At 30.3% G+C, this 17,844-nt stretch carries 14 protein-coding genes, 2 tRNA genes and 1 other RNA gene; 4 read left to right on the plus strand and 13 right to left on the minus strand.

Annotated elements, in window-relative coordinates:
- Positions 1-4: 4 nt before the first annotated feature.
- The 7 genes from ABXT58_RS05530 to ABXT58_RS05560 form a co-directional block, all read right to left on the minus strand.
- Entirely contained in the window at positions 5-1,687 is a 1,683-nt protein-coding gene (locus tag ABXT58_RS05530) for a peptidoglycan D,D-transpeptidase FtsI family protein (RefSeq protein ID WP_415303679.1), read from the minus strand.
- Entirely contained in the window at positions 1,677-1,988 is a 312-nt protein-coding gene (locus tag ABXT58_RS05535; protein WP_415303680.1) for a cell division protein FtsL, read from the minus strand. Before ABXT58_RS05535 ends, ABXT58_RS05530 begins: the two co-directional genes overlap by 11 nt.
- Positions 1,985-2,995, minus strand: coding sequence for a 16S rRNA (cytosine(1402)-N(4))-methyltransferase RsmH (gene rsmH, locus ABXT58_RS05540; protein ID WP_415303681.1), 1,011 nt, complete (start codon positions 2,993-2,995; stop codon positions 1,985-1,987). Before rsmH ends, ABXT58_RS05535 begins: the two co-directional genes overlap by 4 nt.
- Before the next feature lie 18 nt (positions 2,996-3,013).
- Positions 3,014-4,504 (minus strand): cell division protein FtsZ, encoded by a 1,491-nt coding sequence (gene ftsZ / locus ABXT58_RS05545; protein WP_415303682.1) that lies wholly within the window; start codon positions 4,502-4,504, stop codon positions 3,014-3,016.
- Positions 4,505-4,506: 2 nt separating this feature from the next.
- The gene (gene mraZ / locus ABXT58_RS05550; RefSeq protein WP_415303683.1) at positions 4,507-4,974 is read right to left on the minus strand and encodes a division/cell wall cluster transcriptional repressor MraZ; all 468 of its coding nucleotides are present in this window, start codon (positions 4,972-4,974) and stop codon (positions 4,507-4,509) included.
- Positions 4,975-5,230: 256 nt separating this feature from the next.
- An RNA gene (gene rnpB / locus ABXT58_RS05555) (RNase P RNA component class A) lies at positions 5,231-5,586 on the minus strand.
- Positions 5,587-5,628: 42 nt separating this feature from the next.
- A complete protein-coding gene (locus tag ABXT58_RS05560) occupies positions 5,629-6,372 on the minus strand; it encodes an N-acetylmuramoyl-L-alanine amidase (protein ID WP_415303684.1) in 744 nt (247 codons plus the stop codon).
- A 68-nt stretch (positions 6,373-6,440) separates the two neighbouring features.
- Between ABXT58_RS05560 and ABXT58_RS05565 the strand changes: the two genes are divergently transcribed.
- Both ABXT58_RS05565 and ABXT58_RS05570 read left to right on the plus strand, forming a co-directional pair.
- Positions 6,441-7,226: a VacJ family lipoprotein gene (locus ABXT58_RS05565; RefSeq protein ID WP_415303685.1), complete on the plus strand. Its 786-nt coding sequence runs from the start codon at positions 6,441-6,443 to the stop codon at positions 7,224-7,226.
- Positions 7,227-7,239: 13 nt separating this feature from the next.
- Positions 7,240-7,836 (plus strand): MlaC/ttg2D family ABC transporter substrate-binding protein, encoded by a 597-nt coding sequence (locus ABXT58_RS05570; RefSeq protein WP_415303686.1) that lies wholly within the window; start codon positions 7,240-7,242, stop codon positions 7,834-7,836.
- A gap of 22 nt (positions 7,837-7,858) precedes the next feature.
- Here ABXT58_RS05570 and ABXT58_RS05575 read toward each other — a convergent pair.
- The 5 genes from ABXT58_RS05575 to ABXT58_RS05595 form a co-directional block, all read right to left on the minus strand.
- A tRNA-Ile gene (locus ABXT58_RS05575) sits at positions 7,859-7,935 on the minus strand.
- Positions 7,936-8,000: 65 nt separating this feature from the next.
- Positions 8,001-8,075: transfer RNA gene (locus ABXT58_RS05580), tRNA-Val, on the minus strand.
- A 31-nt stretch (positions 8,076-8,106) separates the two neighbouring features.
- Entirely contained in the window at positions 8,107-9,927 is a 1,821-nt protein-coding gene (gene rpoD / locus ABXT58_RS05585) for an RNA polymerase sigma factor RpoD (protein WP_415303687.1), read from the minus strand.
- A gap of 66 nt (positions 9,928-9,993) precedes the next feature.
- The gene (gene dnaG, locus ABXT58_RS05590) at positions 9,994-11,769 is read right to left on the minus strand and encodes a DNA primase (protein WP_415303688.1); all 1,776 of its coding nucleotides are present in this window, start codon (positions 11,767-11,769) and stop codon (positions 9,994-9,996) included.
- Positions 11,769-12,230, minus strand: a complete 462-nt coding sequence (locus ABXT58_RS05595) for a GatB/YqeY domain-containing protein (protein ID WP_415303689.1) — start codon at positions 12,228-12,230, stop codon at positions 11,769-11,771. The genes dnaG and ABXT58_RS05595 overlap by 1 nt, the downstream gene beginning before the upstream one ends.
- A 128-nt stretch (positions 12,231-12,358) precedes the next feature.
- Here ABXT58_RS05595 and carA point away from each other — a divergent pair, with 128 nt between their 5' ends.
- Together carA and carB are read left to right on the plus strand one after the other, a co-directional pair.
- Complete coding sequence (carA, locus tag ABXT58_RS05600; RefSeq protein ID WP_415303690.1) at positions 12,359-13,555, plus strand: glutamine-hydrolyzing carbamoyl-phosphate synthase small subunit; 1,197 nt, start codon at positions 12,359-12,361, stop codon at positions 13,553-13,555.
- The gene (carB, locus tag ABXT58_RS05605; RefSeq protein ID WP_415303691.1) at positions 13,533-16,757 is read left to right on the plus strand and encodes a carbamoyl-phosphate synthase large subunit; all 3,225 of its coding nucleotides are present in this window, start codon (positions 13,533-13,535) and stop codon (positions 16,755-16,757) included. The genes carA and carB overlap by 23 nt, the downstream gene beginning before the upstream one ends.
- On the opposite strand, the gene ABXT58_RS05610 is transcribed toward carB, so the two are convergent.
- Positions 16,754-17,809 (minus strand): D-alanine--D-alanine ligase, encoded by a 1,056-nt coding sequence (locus ABXT58_RS05610; protein ID WP_415303692.1) that lies wholly within the window; start codon positions 17,807-17,809, stop codon positions 16,754-16,756. The genes carB and ABXT58_RS05610 overlap by 4 nt on opposite strands.
- Positions 17,810-17,844: the final 35 nt, after the last annotated feature.

The following is a 17,844-nucleotide window of genomic DNA, read 5'->3' on the forward strand; positions in this document are numbered from 1 at the left end:
TGAGCTAATTTTCCTTATATTTTGTGGCTAAAATAGGCCCGATTTTTTGTATAATCTTTCCAGCAACTTCAACCGATGTCCATCCAGCAGTATTAAATGGTGTCCCTTTATAAGACCCGCTCTTGTTCTTATATTCATAAATATAGTCTTCAGATGTTTTTGGTTCGTCTAGCAATACTACCATTACATATTTAGGCTTAGATGTTGGAAATATGGATGCAAAAGTATTTATTTTTGCTTTTCGTGTATAGCCTCCAATTATAGCTTTTTCTGCTGTTCCTGTTTTGCCACCAACCTCATATCCATTTATATTTGCAAATCCTGCCGTACCCTCTTTTGTTGCTACAATTTTTCTTAATATTTCATTTATTTGTTTTGAAATGCCTTCTTTGATAATTCTTTTTTTATTTTGATTGTCTTCTAAAGTTTTTTTAATAAGACTTGGTTTAATTTTAAAGCCCCCATTTGCAATAATTGCGTAACCTTTTGCTAGTTGTAGCGGCGTTGTAGTTATACCATGTCCAAATGAGACTGTTGCTAGTTTACATTTTCCCCATCTAAAAGGAATTGGTTCACCAACTTCCTCAATATCAAAATCTATTTTATTTAAAACACCTATTTTTTCCAAAAATAATTTTAATTTGTCAATTTCAAGTTTTTGCCCGATTCTAACTGAGCCTATATTACCTGATTTAATTAAAATTTGCTCAACCGTAAGATTTGATGGAATTTTTTTATCATATTCTGAAATTATATTTTTTCCACATTTTAGTCTTTTTTCTAAATTTAAAAATTCTGTATCTGTTTTAATTAAACCTTCCTCTAACCCTGCCGCTACTGTAAAGGTTTTAAAAACTGATCCTAATTCATAAACACCTTTAGTAGCTCTATTTATAAAATTTACATCACTTACTGTTTCTCTTTTATTAAGATCAAAGTCTGGATATGAAACCATTGAAATAATCTCTCCATTATTAACATTCATTAAAATTGCCGTACTGCCCTTGCTTCTAAATACCGAATGAAACTTTATTAACTCTTCCCTAATTAAAAATTGTATGTCGGTGTCCACAGTTAATTGAAGTGGTTTTTTTATTTGCTTTAATTTATTATCAAAAGATTTTTCTAAACCTGATATTCCATTATTGTCATCATCTATTTGCCCAATAATATGACTAAAAAGATTCTTATGAGGATATATTCTTGTTAATTTTTCTTCAGACTTAATTGACTTATCTCCAAGCATCATTATTTTTTCATAATCATCTGCCGTTATTTTTTTTTCTAAATAAAAATATTTATTTTTTTTAAGTTTTTTTGATATCTCAATGTAATTTTTATTTGGGAATATTAACTGCAAATTAATTAAAAGTTTTTTTTTATCTATCACTTCTATAGGATTAATCCCAATATCTATGGAACTAACTGTTTTAACTAAATAGTTTCCATTTCTATCTATTATATCTGCTCTGTAGTTTTTTTTTGTAATTAAAGACTTAATTTCACTCTCTATCTTTAATGACCCTAAATGGAGAAGTTGTATTGAGTAGATTGTTGAAATTACTAAAAATACAAAGAAAATAAAGGCAATTCTATTAAATTCTATATTTAGATTTGTTTTACTTTTCTTATATGAAAATTCATTTTCATACTCCTCTAAAAAAACATTATTTCTTTTATCGTTCATCAATAATTTTCTCTATAAAGTCACTTACTTTTATATGATTGTTTTTTTTTGTAAGCTTTTTGATTTTTGTAATATCAATTTTTATTAAATCTTCTTCAAAATATTTAGTTTGATATTGAGTTAATTTATCTGGTGAGCTTAAATAATTATACTCTAAAAGCAAATCTCCTAACTCTGATTTTAAAGGTCTAATATTTTCATTTACCATAAAAATTTTATCCTCTATTTCTTTTGTAGAATTTTTTACTAATGATGTGGCTAGGATTAATACAAAAATAATTGCAAATACTACTTTCTTCATAATTTTTTAGAAAAATTTTCAATTTTAATTAGATGATCAAACTTCTCTAAAATATCTGTTTCAAAATTGTAAAAGTCTTCTTTTTTAATAACATATCTCAATTTTGCTGACCTAGAGGGTGGGTTTTCTCGAATTTCTTTTTCAGATGGAACAATTGGTTTTCTATTAATAGATTTGAATAAATTAATCTGCTCTTCAACCTTTGGCATATATCGAGAAACGCTTTTATTTTCTGATAAACTTTTAAAGAAATATTTTACTATTTTATCTTCTAGTGAATGAAATGTGACAACTGCTATCACGCCATCTTTTTTAACAACTTTTGCTGCATTAATTAATCCATAAATTAACTCACTAATTTCTTTATTAACAAATATTCTTAATGCCTGAAAAACTTTTGTTGCACTATGTGTTTTTAAATTTTTTTTTCGTTTTGATGATTCAATGATTCTTACCAGTTCTTCTGTTGTTATTTTTCTGGTTGCTCTATCCTCTACAATATTATGTGCTATTCTGTTGCTATCTTTTTCGTCTCCAAAATATTTAAATATTTGAGCAAGCTCTTTTTCCTCTAAATTATTAATTGCTTCTTTTGCAGAAAAATCATTTATTCCCATCTTCATGTTAAGTTCACCAATAGTCTCAAAAGAGAGTCCTTTTTTAGGATCTTTTATTTGTGTATAAGAATAACCTAAATCAAAAATTACTCCTTTTATGTTTTCATTTTTTAACTTTAAATTATTTAATTCACTGAATTTAATATTTTTAAATAAAAATCTATCTTTAAATTCGTTTTGAATTTCTTCAGCCTTTTTTAAACTTTCTAAATCTCTATCAAGAGCAATAACTTTTGTCTTTTCAAAGTTTAGAATTCGCTTTGTATATCCGCCTTGACCAAACGTGCAGTCAATGAATGTGCCACCATATTGAGGGGTAATAATGCTAATTATTTCAGTTAGCAATACCGGATAGTGACTTCTCACATCTGGTATTATGGTGGCTATCATGTATTTTTTTGAAAACCATTAATTTTTTTGTCTTCTTAAAAATGCTGGAATTTCTAGATCATCATCTTCAGAAATATTTTCATTAATCTCTGTGGATAATAATCCTTCTGTTTCTGTACTTTCATTGTCTGAACTAAATAAATCTGGAGCACTTTCACCTTCTACACCAAAATTTTCAAGTCCATTAGAAATATGATCTTCTTCTGTTGAGTTGTTTTCTTCAATTTCATTAGTGGCACTATGCTCTTCTTCTGAAAAAGATTGTTCATAATCATTTGATTGATTTTCCTCAATAATACTCCCAACTTCTTCATTTGTAGCAGCCTGTTCACTCATAATTTCTGATGCAGGGTTATTTGTAACTGGTTCTGCAATAATTTCATTTTCCAATTTCAATGCATTAGCGCCATGAGAAATAGGGCTAGTCATTGTAGGTGAGAAGTTAAATGATTGTGCTGAACCTGCAGCATTGAAGTCTGAATAACCAGGATTTCTATTCTGTATTCTATGAACCATATTGATTACAGATTTACTTTCTGGTTGTTGTCCGTCTAGTGCTGTTGCAACAATTGAAACTCTGATTTTTCCTTCAAGATCTGCAGAAGTGATAGCTCCAATAATAACTTCAGCTTCTGGGTCTACTTCAGCTCTTATTTTGTTTACTACTTCATCAACTTCAAAAAGTTTAAGGTCCTTACCACCAGTAATATTTACCAATAATCCTTTGGCACCTTTTAAAGTGTAGTCATCAATTAATGGATTGCTAATTGCCATATCTGCTGCTTTTGCTGCTCTACCTTCTCCTTCAGCTTCACCAGTTCCCATCATAGCTTTACCCATTGAAGCCATTACAGTTTCAACGTCAGCAAAATCTAAATTAACTATGCCCGGTCTAACCATTAAATCAGTTACACTTTGCACACCTTGCATTAAAACATTATTTGAAAGATTAAACGATTCTTCAAATGTAGTTTGTTCGTTTGCAATTTTAAATAGGTTTTGATTTGGAATTACAATAATTGTATCCACATGTTTTCTTAATTCTTCTAAACCTTGTTGAGCTCTTCTCATTCTTGAAGGTCCTTCATATAAAAAAGGAAGTGTCACAACACCTACTGTTAAAATATTTAATTCTTTAGCCGCTCTTGCAATAACGTGTGCAGCACCTGTTCCAGTTCCACCACCCATGCCGGCAGTTATAAAAACCATGTTTGCACCCTGAAGCGTATTTACAATTTCATTCAAAGACTCATCTGCGGCTGCCTGACCAATGTCATGCTTTGCTCCAGCACCTAAACCTTTTGTTAAACTTAGGCCAATTTGAATTCTTGCTTTAGCTTTACTTAACTTTAAATCTTGAGCATCTGTATTTACTGCTATGAACTCTACTCCTTGAAGTCCATTATCAATCATTTCATTAAGTGCATTTCCGCCTGCTCCGCCAACTCCGACTACTAATAGTCTTGGTTGTAATTCTTTTATTTCTGGTGATTTAAAGTTAATTGTCATTTTTATTTCCCCTCATTGTTATTAAAATGTTTTTCCCATTTAAGACTTGCACGATTTAGATTTGCTTTTTTTCTTGCGTTGATCTTAAATTTCTCAAATGCTGCAGGTTCCCATATTTGGAATGTTTGACCCTGGCCAACAAAGAACATGCTGTTTTTTATTTTTGCATGTTTTAATAATTTTGTTGATAATGAAATTCTACCTTCACTATCAAATTGTAAATTTATACTTTCAGATAAAATTGATGTTGCAAAATAATCTCTTTTTTCCTCGAACGGACTTAATGAGTCTATACTTGTAGAAAGTTTTTCAATTCTATCTTGTGAACAGGCTTCTATAGACTGATTATTAAATGAGGGATAACAGATAACACCATTGTACCCTAAGTTAGAAAGGTGAGACCTAAAACTAGCAGGCACAGACACCCTTCCCTTTTTGTCTATTTTGTTCTCGTAAGTAGATAAAAACATATTTTTTATATTTCATAAATTCCATATTTGGGAATATATGGGACAATATGGGTTTTTAACTATAGTGTCAATATGTTCGTTTTGGACCTATTTGTTAATAATTGTGTATAACTTTTATGTATCTTCATTAAGTCTAAAATCAATTTTTAGCTTCAACTCAATATAATTCTAGGGCTAAAAATAAGAACAAAAATGATTCAATTATGAATCAAAAGGTGAACATTCATACATTTAGAAAATGTTTCTTGTGGATAAGTTTGCTAGACAAACTATAAGCCGGGTTCTGTCATTTAAACCTATCATTTCTCTAGGCTTAAGATCACTCTTAAGCTCAAGCAACTAACCCTGATGACTAGCCAAAGACGGCTTTTAGTTTTGCAACAATGTCATCTCTACTTAGTCTTGCTCCCAGTGGGGTTTTCCAGCGTTCATTGTTACCAATAGAACCGGTGCGCTCTTACCACACCTTTTCACCCTTGCCATGTTATGGCGGTATATTTTCTGTGGCACTATCCCTAGGGTTTCCCCCGCCAGGTGTTACCTGGCACTGTGTCTTTGCGGAGCCCGGACTTTCCTCTTTAAATAAATTAAAGCGACAAGTCGTTCATCTAGCGAAAGCAATTTATTACTAAACCATAGAACTTCAAGAAAAATTTAATTATATCTCTTGAGAAGATTTTTACTAATAAGCAAGCATTCTCTATCAATTTTACCATCAATTAACTCTTGTCTAAATCTTCTTTGAAAAGCTCTGATTATGTCCTTTAAATATCTGTCTTTATTTAGATCTTTTGGAATTTTTTTTGAATATCCAATCTTAAACAAATTATTAAGAAAAATTTTTTTTTCTATTTGGTTAGTTCTAAAATTTCTATTTTTCACCAACTCTTGTTTCTTTAATGTGTGCCATAAACCTATTTTATTTTTAGATAAATACTCCCATGGAAATTTTTCTCCAGGGTCTTTTTTTCTTTCTGGTGCTATATCCGAGTGTCCTAAAATACCTTTGTGGCTAATCTTATATTTGTCTATTAAAAATTTGCTTAGCTTTAAAAGAGAAGTAACCTGTTTTTTAGAAAATTTTTTGTAACCGAACTCGTGACCTGGATTTATAATCTCAATTCCGATAGAATTTTGGTTTAAAGATTTAAAATTCCTCCATGAAGATTTGCCAGCATGCCAAGCTACATATAAATCGGGCACCATCTTGACAATTTCTCCATTATTTTTAATTAAGTAATGGCAACTAACCTCAGATTGTATATCCGTGAGTCTGTTCACAGCAGCAGATTCATTTTTCATTCCAGTATAATGAAAGATAATCAACTTGATTTGCTTTGAGATTCTTTTTTTAGGATTAAAGCTTGGAGAATAATTTAATAATGTTTTTAAAGCCATTTTTGCGACATATTTAGAGCTAAATCTAGATTTACTTTAACATAATATACATTATATAATCAGGTAATATGAAAAAAATTTTAATGACATCTTTAATAAGCTTAATATTAGCTTCAAGTGTGAGTGCTGGCACAGATGGTGAAAACAGCTTATCTAAAAAAAATTCTGGACATGTTAAAGATTGTTTTGAGAATTTAAACAGAGCAACGTTTAAATTAAACCAAGTTTTAGATAGTGTAATTTTTGAACCAGTTGCAAAAACCTACAGAATTTTACCTTCTCCGGTTAGAGCTGGAACAAGCAATACACTAGATAATCTTTCTACACTTTTAACAATACCAAACAATATTCTCCAAGGAGAATTTAAAAAAGCTGGGATTAACACGGGTAGATTTATTGTGAATACAACAGTCGGAGTTGTAGGATTATTTGATGTAGCTAAAAAAATTGGTTTTCCAGGATACGAAAAAGAAGATTACGGTCAAACACTTGGTGCAATGGGTGTTGGCGCAGGGTGCTATATTGTTTTGCCTGTTTTGGGACCATCAACAGTTAGAGATACCGTTGGATCATTTGCAAATGTATTAGGTGGAGATGTTTGGTACAATGTAACTGTAGCTAATAATACTCAACATTTTTCTGATTTTGATTATTACGCATCAAGATTAGGAACTGGAATAGATTTTAGAGCAAAAAATATAGATTCATTAAATAATCTAGAAAAAAACTCTATGGATTTTTATGCTTCAGTTAGAAGTTTGTATTTACAAGATAGACAACAAAAAATAGCCAACTCTAATTCAATAACTGAAACCCAAAATGACAGTGATTGGGAAGAAATAGAAACTCAATAAATTAAAAAACTTAATGAGATCAAAAAAGTTTTTAACGTTACTTACCTTCATTATTATTAATATAATTAGTGTTAATTATTCTTATTCAATAGAACCAGATGTATTTGTTCAGTCAACAGTAAACAGAGCCTCTGAAGCATTAAATAATAAATATTCAATAGAAAAAAAAATAGAAAAACTTAAAGAGATTGCAAGTGAAACTGTAGATATTGATGGTATAGGCCGTTATACCTTAGGATCTTACAAGAATGAGATTACAGATGGTCAGATGATAGAATACAAAATTTTATTTAGACAATATTTCTTAAAAAGTTTTTCTAGTAGGCTTGCTGAGTATTCAAATCCAGAGATAGAGGTAGTTTCTAAAAAAAAATTAAATAAAAATTATACAATGGTTTCAAGTATTTTAGTTTCAACAGAACAAAGGCCCGAAGTTAAAATTGATTGGAGAGTTAGTACAAAAAATCCTGACAACCCCTTAATAATGAACTTGATCATTGAAGGTTTAAGCCTTGCAAGAACTCAAAAAGAAGAGTTCTCCTCTATAATTCAAAGTAATGATGGAGATATCAATGCTCTTTTTGCTTCTTTAAAAGAATTCATTAAATAATCACAGAATAAAAGATAATTTTTGGTGGGCCCACCAGGACTCGAACCTGGGACCAATACATTATGAGTGTACTGCTCTAACCAACTGAGCTACAGGCCCTAAAAATTAAGCTTTAAATATATTATAATGTAACAGATGTCTAGCATAGCTAAAAATATTAAGAATGGTGGGACTGGTTGGTTACGCTCCAACTACCCCTGCAATGTCAATGCAGTACTCTACTATTGAGCTACAGTCCCTTTACTATTGAGCTACAGTCCCTTTGAAATTTTAACTTTCTAAAAAGCTTTTTAATTGTTTGGATCTGCTTGGGTGTTTCAATTTTCTAAGCGCTTTTGCCTCAATTTGCCTGATACGCTCTCTAGTTACTGAAAATTGTAGACCTACTTCTTCAAGAGTATGATCTGTATTCATTCCAACACCAAATCTCATTCTTAGAACTCTCTCTTCTCTTGGCGTCAAAGTTGATAAAATTTTAGTAGTCGCTTCACTTAAATTAGATTTAATCGCTTGCTCTAAAGGTGCCAAAGCTTTTGTGTCCTCAATAAAATCTCCTAGACTGCTGTCCTCTTCGTCACCCACTGGTTTTTCTAAAGAAACAGGTTCTTTCGAAATTTTTAGAACTTTTCTAACTTTATCTAAAGGCATTCTTAATTTTTGAGCTAGTTCTTCTGGAGTAGCTTCTCTACCAAACTCACTTAAAATTAATCTTTGAGTTCTCACAATTTTATTAATTGTTTCAATCATATGAACTGGAATTCTTATTGTTCGTGCTTGGTCGGCAATAGATCTTGTGATGGCCTGTCTTATCCACCATGTGGCATAAGTTGAAAATTTGTAACCTCTTCTATATTCAAATTTATCTACAGCCTTCATAAGACCGATATTTCCTTCTTGAATAAGATCTAAAAATTGAAGACCTCTATTGGTATATTTTTTTGCAATTGAAATTACTAATCTTAAGTTAGCTTCAACCATTTCTTTTTTTGCTATTCTAGATTCTTTTTCACCTTTTTGAATTCTACTAACTAATTTTTTATAATCTGTAACAGAAATTCCGAGCTTATGACTTATCTCAATCAGTCTTTCTCTTATGTTTTTAAACTCATCTTTATTTTTAGAAAAAAACTGTTTCCACATAGGATTGGTATCAAGAAACTTTTTAAGATTTGGATTTATTTCATTGCCTATATAAAACTTAATAAACTCATTTCTTGGTATTTTTTGATCCATTGCCAATCTCAAAAGGTTTCCCTCCAATGAAACAATCTTTTTATTTTCAACATAGTGTTTTTGAACCAATTCTTCTGTTACAGATGGAGATAGTTGAAGTGATTTAATGTTTTCTAGAATATCACTTACAATTTTTTCGTATCCTTTTTCTTTAGCTGTTGAAAAAATTACTGAATTTAAAATACAATCTAATTTTTCTTTTTGATATTTAATTAATTTTCCATACTCTTTAGTTAATGTATTAACAGTTTTTAAGACTTTAGGCTTAATCTCAGTTTCCATTGCAGCAAGTGTAGGATTAAACTCATCATCATCATTGCTTTCTTCATTTTTATCTGTTTCTCCAGAATTTCTTTGCTTAGCACTCGGACCTGTACTTGCATCTTCCATATAATTGGTATCAATATCTATAATTTCTCTAACTAAAATTTCATCTTTGTGAAGTTTTTCATCCCATTCAAAAAATTGTTGGGCTGTGATAGGACTTTGTGCTAACGCGATTAACATCACATCTTTTCCTGCTTCTATTCTTTTTGCAATTGCAATTTCTCCTTCACGAGATAAAAGTTCAACTCCACCCATCTCTCTTAAATACATTCTTATTGGGTCATCACTTTTTTCAATAGTTTTACCCTCTTCTTTTGATGAATTTTCTTTTTTTCTTAAAACCTTAAAATCAGATTTTTTTTCTACTAAGGCAACATTTTCATCCAGGATGTGCATAAATGCTTGTTCTAGATTTTCGTCTGAAAGATTTCTTTTACCTAAAGATTTATTCAACTCGTCAAAAGTTATAAATCCTCTATGGGTTCCACGACCCATAAGTCTAGCAAATGATTTTGTAATTATTCTTTCCACAATAGTATATTTGAGATGACTTATATAAGCGCAATTTTAGAAAAATCCATGTATTTTTTGTTTGTTTTAATTGATGTTTTTTTGTTTTTTTAGCTCTCTTATTTCATTAAAAGTGTTTTCACTTAAATCCTTAGAAAACTTCGATTCAAGCTCCTCAATTCTGAACTCTAAATCATAGTTTTTAAGGTCTCTTGAAACTTCCTCTAATAATTCAAACATCTTATTTTGATCATTTTGATGGCTATTTAAAATATGCTTAATGGAAGCAAATTTAAAAATTTTTTCAGTCAATTGTGGGTCAATTGGTATTTCTTGAAGGGTCAGCTTTTCACCACTTTTTAATTTTGTTATAAGTGTTTCAAGAATTAATTTATTATCATCACTAAATAATTCTATATTTTCAATCAAATGAATATTTTCTTGAAATATGTCTAAATTATTCATTATCAAATAAAGCAATGAAAACTCTTTAAGCTCTACTCCGCTTAACAGCTTACTTTCATTGAAATGTTTTTGCGTAGATTGTAATGATTTAATTTTTTTAGTATAAAATTGTTTTTTACCAACATTGCTATGCGGTGTTAATGATGAGATTTTTTCTAAAAAAAACTCAAGTACATACTTTTTAATAAAATCATCTTTTATAGTTCCAGCAATAGATCTCAATTTTTTTTCGAATATAGCCATCGACGAAGGGTTGTTATCTGTTTGCTGCTTATAATGATTAAATATAAATTGATGAATTGAAATTTTTGCCTGTTTTGTAAAATCAATAAAGTTTGCCTTACCATTTTTGTTTGCATAACTATCTGGGTCTTCCCCATCTGGTAAAAAAAGAAACGAAATTTGTTTTTCTGGCTGTAATTCTTTAATTGAATTTTCAGCCGCTCTAAGTGCTGCTTTATACCCACTCTCATCACCATCAAAGCAAATAATTATGTCGTCAAAAAATTGATTAAGAATTAAAATTTGCCTGTCAGTTAAAGAGGTTCCTAAATTTGCAACAACGTTTGCAATTCCATTCTTACTTAAGCCAACAACATCCATATAGCCCTCTACAAGATATACGTGATCTATTTTATTAGATAATTTTCTAGCTAAATCTAAATTATACAAGTTTGAACCTTTTTTAAAAAAAGGCGTTTCAGGTGAATTAATATATTTTGCTAAATAAGTATTCTGCTGAATGGTTCTCCCCCCTAATCCTATAGGTTGACCCGAGATATTATTAATTGGAAATATAACTCTGTCTCTAAATCTTTCTACATATGTATTTTTTTTTTCATCTAGGTAAAAAAGTCCACTTTCAACTAAAACTTTTTCGCTAAAATCATTTTTTAATTTTTCATAAAAGTTAGAATTCCTTTCTACAAATCCAATTTTAAAATTTTTAACTTCATTTTTACTAAGACTTCTTTTTTTTAAGTAATCTCTGGCAATGGTTAAACTTTCGTTTTTTAAAATTTCATCGTGGTAAAATTGAACGTATTGATTATAAATAGAACAATACTCTTGCCAATTTTTTTCCCTTTCTTCATCTTGCTTTGAAAATGTATAAGGTCTCATTCCTGCAAGATTTGCCAGAGCTTTAACAGCTTCACCAAATTTCAAGTTTTGAGTTTTCATAACAAAATCAAAAATATTTCCATGCTCGGATGTTGCAAAACAGTGATAGAATTCCTTCTCATCATTTACTGTGAAAGAGGGTGTTTTTTCTGTTTTAAAAGGAGATAGACCCACAAACTCTTTACCTCTTTTTTTTAAACTAACAGATTTAGAAACTACTGTTGAGACTTTTAAACGAGTTTTTATTTCGTCTAAATACTCTTTTGGATATTTCATTATTTATTTAATAGTTCTTTAAGTAATGGACCAGCTTTAGCAAAATCTAAATTATCTGGGTATGATTTTTTTAGTTCACCCATTACTTTACCCATGTCTTTAATGGATTCTGCACCTAACTTACTTATTGTATCAATGCATATTTTTTTTGTATCTTCTTCATTTAGTTGTTTGGGTAAAAAACTAGACAAGAGATCAAATTCATTTTGCTCCACTTCTAATAAATCTTTCCTGTCATTCTTTGTATAGATTTCGATTGATTCGACTCGTTGCTTAATCATTTTTTTCAAAAGCTTCTTTACATCCCCATCATCTGTTTCTCTCTTACCCGCTCCAGATCGATTGAGAATATCTAGATCTTTAATTGAAGATAAAATTAACCTGTAGGTTGAGATTTCCATCTTATTTTTTGATTTTAAAGAACTTTTGTAGTTTGTTTCTATTGTTTCTCTCAATGTCATAATAATTTTCAATGTACTTCAAAGATAAAATTCTTCAAAAGAAAAATTGTTTTTTTATAATTTTATAATACATCTGTGTTGCGATAATTAAGCTTTTATTGTATTAACCTTTAACTCATGAGTTGTAATTGATCAAAAAAGCAAAAAAAATTAGCTCACACAAAATCTCACAGATTCCCACAGGTATTTTAGTTCTTGAAGATAAGACTATCTTTAAAGGTGTAGGCATTGGATATCAAGGGGTGGCTACTGGTGAGGTGTGTTTCAATACTTCGCTAACAGGATATCAGGAAATTATTTCGGACCCCTCTTATGCTGGACAAATAATCAACTTTACATTTCCTCACATAGGTAATGTTGGGGCTAATAAAAATGATTTAGAATCTGACAAGGTTTGGACTAAAGGTGTAATTTTTAATTCAGAAATAACAAGTCCGTCAAATTATAGATCTTTAATTAACTTAGATTTATGGTTAAAAAAAAATAAAATTGTAGGGATCACAGGTCTAGACACTAGAAGTTTAACTAACTCTATTAGAGATAAAGGCGCACCCAAAGGAACTATTTCTTTTTCTAAGAAGGGTAATTTTAATATCAATAAATTGGTTAATGTTACCATTAAATGGAGTGGACTAAAAAATCTAGATTTAGCAGAGCAAGTTACAACAAAAAAAAATTATATATGGCCTGGTTTTAAAACTTGGAAAAAAGAAACTGGCTATTCAAAAAATAAAAAAAACTCTTTTCATGTTGTGGCAATTGATTATGGAATTAAAAAAAATATTTTAAGATACTTTTCAAACCTTAACTGCAAAGTAACTGTAGTCTCGTGTAAAACCAATGCAAATGACATACTAAAATTAAATCCAAATGGTATTTTTCTATCTAATGGTCCTGGCGATCCTGCGGCAACTGGAAAATATGCAATTGAAATCATTAAAGAATTAATCAAAAATAATTTACCTATTTTTGGTATTTGTCTTGGTCATCAAATTCTAGCCTTAGCGCTTGGTGCAAAAACCAAAAAAATGAAACTTGGTCATAGAGGTGCTAATCATCCAGTTAAAAACTTAATTAAAGATAATGTCGAAATTACCAGTCAAAACCATGGCTTTGAAATTGTAAGGGCAACATTACCAAAAAATATTGAAGTAACCCATAAATCTTTATTTGATAATTGCATTGAGGGAATTAGATTAAAAAATAAACCTGTTTTTTCTGTTCAATATCACCCTGAATCAAACCCTGGTCCACAAGATAGTGTTTACTTATTTGAAGAATTTATTAACAACATAAAAAAAAATGCCAAAAAGAAAAGATCTTAAAACTATACTAGTCGTTGGTGCTGGACCAATTATCATAGGTCAAGCATGTGAGTTTGACTACTCAGGTACACAAGCCTGTAAAGCCCTTAAAGATGAGGGTTATAAAGTTATTTTAATTAACTCTAATCCTGCAACTATCATGACAGATCCTGGGGTTGCAGATAAAACTTATATTGAGCCTATAACTTTAGAAGTATTAGAGAAAATTCTAAAAAAAGAAAAACCAGATGCAATTTTACCAACAATGGGTGGCCAAACTGCTTTGAATTTAGCAATGGAAGCAGAGAAAAAAGGAATTCTTAAAAAATATAAGATTGAGTTAATTGGTGCAAATTCTAAGGCAATCTCTAATGCAGAAGACAGAAAAAAATTTAGAAAAAATATGTTAGATATTGGATTGGACTTACCAAAATCTAAGGTAGTAAATCATATTAAAGATGCTGCAAAAGCTTTAAGACAAATTGGATTACCTGCAATAATTAGACCTGCATTTACTTTGGGTGGTTTGGGTGGAGGAATTGCCAAAACTGAAAAAGAATATCTAAAAATAGTTAAAGATGGTTTACACGAATCCCCTGTTAGCCAAATTTTAATTGAAGAATGCCTTGAGGGTTGGAAAGAATTTGAAATGGAAGTTGTCAGAGATAAAAAAGACAATTGTATTATTATTTGTTCTATTGAAAACATAGACCCAATGGGAATTCACACTGGAGATTCAATTACAGTTGCACCCGCCCTAACACTTACAGATAAAGAATACCAAGTTATGAGAAATGCCTCAATTGCTTGTCTTAGAAAAATTGGAGTAGAAACGGGTGGATCAAATGTTCAATTTGCAATCAATCCTAAAGATGGCAGAATGGTTATCATTGAAATGAACCCAAGAGTTTCTAGGTCTTCGGCACTTGCATCTAAAGCAACAGGGTTTCCAATTGCAAAAGTTGCAGCAAAACTAGCTGTTGGCTACACACTTGATGAGTTAAAAAATGAAATTACCAAAACAACACCTGCCTCCTTTGAGCCTAGTATTGATTATGTGGTAACCAAAATACCAAGGTTTACCTTTGAAAAATTCTCTACTTCTGAGGCAATTCTTGGAACTTCAATGAAATCAGTTGGTGAAGCGATGGCAATTGGTAGAAACTTTAAAGAATCTCTGCAAAAAGCATTGGTTTCTCTTGAAATTGGCTTTTCAGGCTTAGATCGAATTTTTTCACTTAACAAAAAAGAAATAGAGAAAGAATTGAAAAAAAATATTCCAAACAGAATATTATTAGTTGCTGAAGCGTTTAGAAAAAAAATGAATATTAAAAGAATTCACCAGCTTTGCAAAATAGACCCTTGGTTCTTAGAACAAATAAAAGAAATTGTTGATGAGGAAAATAAAATTCAAAAAAAAGGTCTCCCTAAAGACTACAATGAATTTAATAGAATTAAATCAATAGGTTTTTCTGATAAAAAATTATCTGAAATTACCAAAATTCCTGAAAACCTTGTTAGAAAAAAAAGAACTGCTTTAAAAGTGTTACCAGTTTACAAAAAAGTAGATACTTGTGCTGCTGAGTTTAAATCTTTCACACCTTATATGTACTCAACATACCAAAGAAATTTTGCTTTGAATTCAGAGTGTGAAGCAGAACCTTCTTCAAGAAAAAAAATCATAATTTTAGGGGGTGGACCAAATCGTATAGGCCAAGGAATTGAGTTTGATTATTGTTGTTGCCAAGCAAGTTATGCTCTTAAAGATAGTGGTTTTGAAACTATAATGATTAACTGTAATCCTGAAACAGTTTCAACAGACTACGATACAAGTGATAGACTTTATTTTGAACCTCTTAAAGAAGAGTATGTTTATAATATTATTAAAAAAGAACAGCAAAAAGGAAACCTTGTGGGGATTATTGCTCAGTTTGGTGGACAAACTCCTATAAGACTTGCTAAATTTTTACATGATAACAAGCTTCCAATTTTAGGTACGCAGTACACCTCTATAGATTTAGCTGAGGACAGAGATAGATTTAGAAAATTACTTGATAGATTAAAATTAAAACAAGCAGAGAGTGGTATTGCCAAAACTTACAAGCAAGCCATTCAAATTGCTGAAAAAATTGGTCTGCCATTAATGGTAAGGCCTTCTTATGTGTTAGGTGGAAGAGCGATGGAAATTGTTCATGAGAAAAGCCAATTAAAAAACTTTGTAGAAGAAGCATTTAAAGCTGCAGAGGATAATCCAATATTAATAGATAAGTTTATTAGTCACGCTATGGAAGTAGATGTTGATGCGATATCTGATGGCAAAGAAGTATTTGTTGCGGGTATCATGCAACACATTGAGGAAGCGGGTATTCACTCTGGAGATTCTGCATGTTCTTTACCTCCAATATCTATTAAACCAAAGCTGATAACTGAAATAGAAGTTCAGACAAAAAAATTGGCTTTAGCTTTAAATGTTAAAGGTTTTATGAATATTCAATTTGCTATTAAGAATGATGAAATTTATGTAATCGAAGTAAATCCAAGAGCAAGCAGAACAGTTCCTTTTGTATCTAAGGCCAAAGGATTACCTCTTGCAAAAATTGCCTCAAGAGTAATGGCTGGTGAAAAATTATCTAAATTTAATTTAAAAGGTAAAAATAAAAACTTGTTTGCAGTTAAAGAAGCTGTATTTCCTTTCAATAAATTCCCAAATAGTGACCTATTATTGGGGCCTGAGATGAAATCAACAGGTGAAGTTATGGGATTTGATAAAGATTTTGGTATGGCTTATGCAAAAAGCCAAATTGCTGCTTCAAACTCATTACCAACAAAAGGTTTAGCATTTATCTCTCTCAAAGATGGTCATAAAGATGAAGGTGTAGATTTAGCAAAACAATTAATAAAATTAAATTTTACTTTGTGTGCTACGGGTGGAACTGCAGATTACATTCGTAAACATGGAATAAAATGCAAAACAATAAACAAAGTTAGTGGAGGATCACCTCACATTGTTGATGTACTAAATTCTAAAAAAATTGCTTTAGTTATTAATACAGGTGGTGGAAATAGTGAGCATCGTCTGCATGATGCAATGGCTCTAAGAAGAGCAACACTAGGTAACAAAGTTCCTTATTGTACGAACATGTCTACTGCTCAAGCTTGCTTAATGGGGATTAGATCTTTAAAAACAAAAGAGATCACAGTAACTGCACTTCAAGATATCTAATGTGAAGACAAGCCAGTATTTGCAATACTAAAAATCATATCTTCGTAACTCATATCAAGGTTTAAAACACACGATCTATAGAAATAACCTTTTCGAAGACCTGGCATTAAATTTGCTTCTATAAAATGAGGAACACCTAAGTGATCCATTTTAATATCTATTCTACCTAAAGATTTTCCACCTAAAGCTTTAAAGGAATCTTTTGCTAATCTAGAAAGTTTGTCAAAAACTACAATATCAGAAACAAGAATTACACTCTCTTCATCATTTTTTTTAACATTAAAATCAAGAATACAATGACCATCTACATTTTCTTTTACGATAATTTCAATTGGCATAGCTCTTAAAGTTCCATCAATGCTATCTTCAAAAATACCCACACTATATTCTTTTCCTGCTAAATATGTTTCAACTAAAGAAGGTGAGTTTTGTTTTATTTTAATATCTAATACTTTTGATGTAAAATCTTCAAAATTAAATACAATTGAATTTTTATCTACACCTCTACTGTCTCCACCAGTTACTGGTTTTATAAAAAGGGGAAATTTTATTGGTATTGAAGATTCTTTTAAGTATTCACCAGGGTTTGTTATAAAAAAATCTGCAGTTCTAATATTATTTTTTTGCATAATCTTCTTTGCTCTATTTTTATCACTTTCATTATCAAGGGCTGCTTTACTTGAGGCGATATATGGAATTTCAAACATCTCTAAATAATCATTTAGCCATATTTTTCTATTATTAAAAAAGAAATACTTAACACCAGAGAATACTAAATCAGGCTTTCTTTTAACCAGGGCTTCAAGATCTTCTTCTGAATTAATTTCAGTAATTAAAACATTTTTATATCGTTTAGATAAAATCCTTAGAACATTTTTTTCTTCTATAATGATTCCAACGTTATCTTGATGTGAATTTATCTCACCCAAATTAGGAACTATGACTATTTCTATAGTCTTACTAATTTTTATTGGAATAATATTATTTTTTTTTAAAGGTAAAATATTACCTATTTCTGGTATTCCTTGTTTAACTATGTCTTTTATAATCATAATAAATCCAACACATAACCCACACAAAAAGCATG

The sequence above is a fragment of the Candidatus Pelagibacter sp. Uisw_090 genome, from assembly GCF_047717845.1.
GTDB lineage: Bacteria > Pseudomonadota > Alphaproteobacteria > Pelagibacterales > Pelagibacteraceae > Pelagibacter.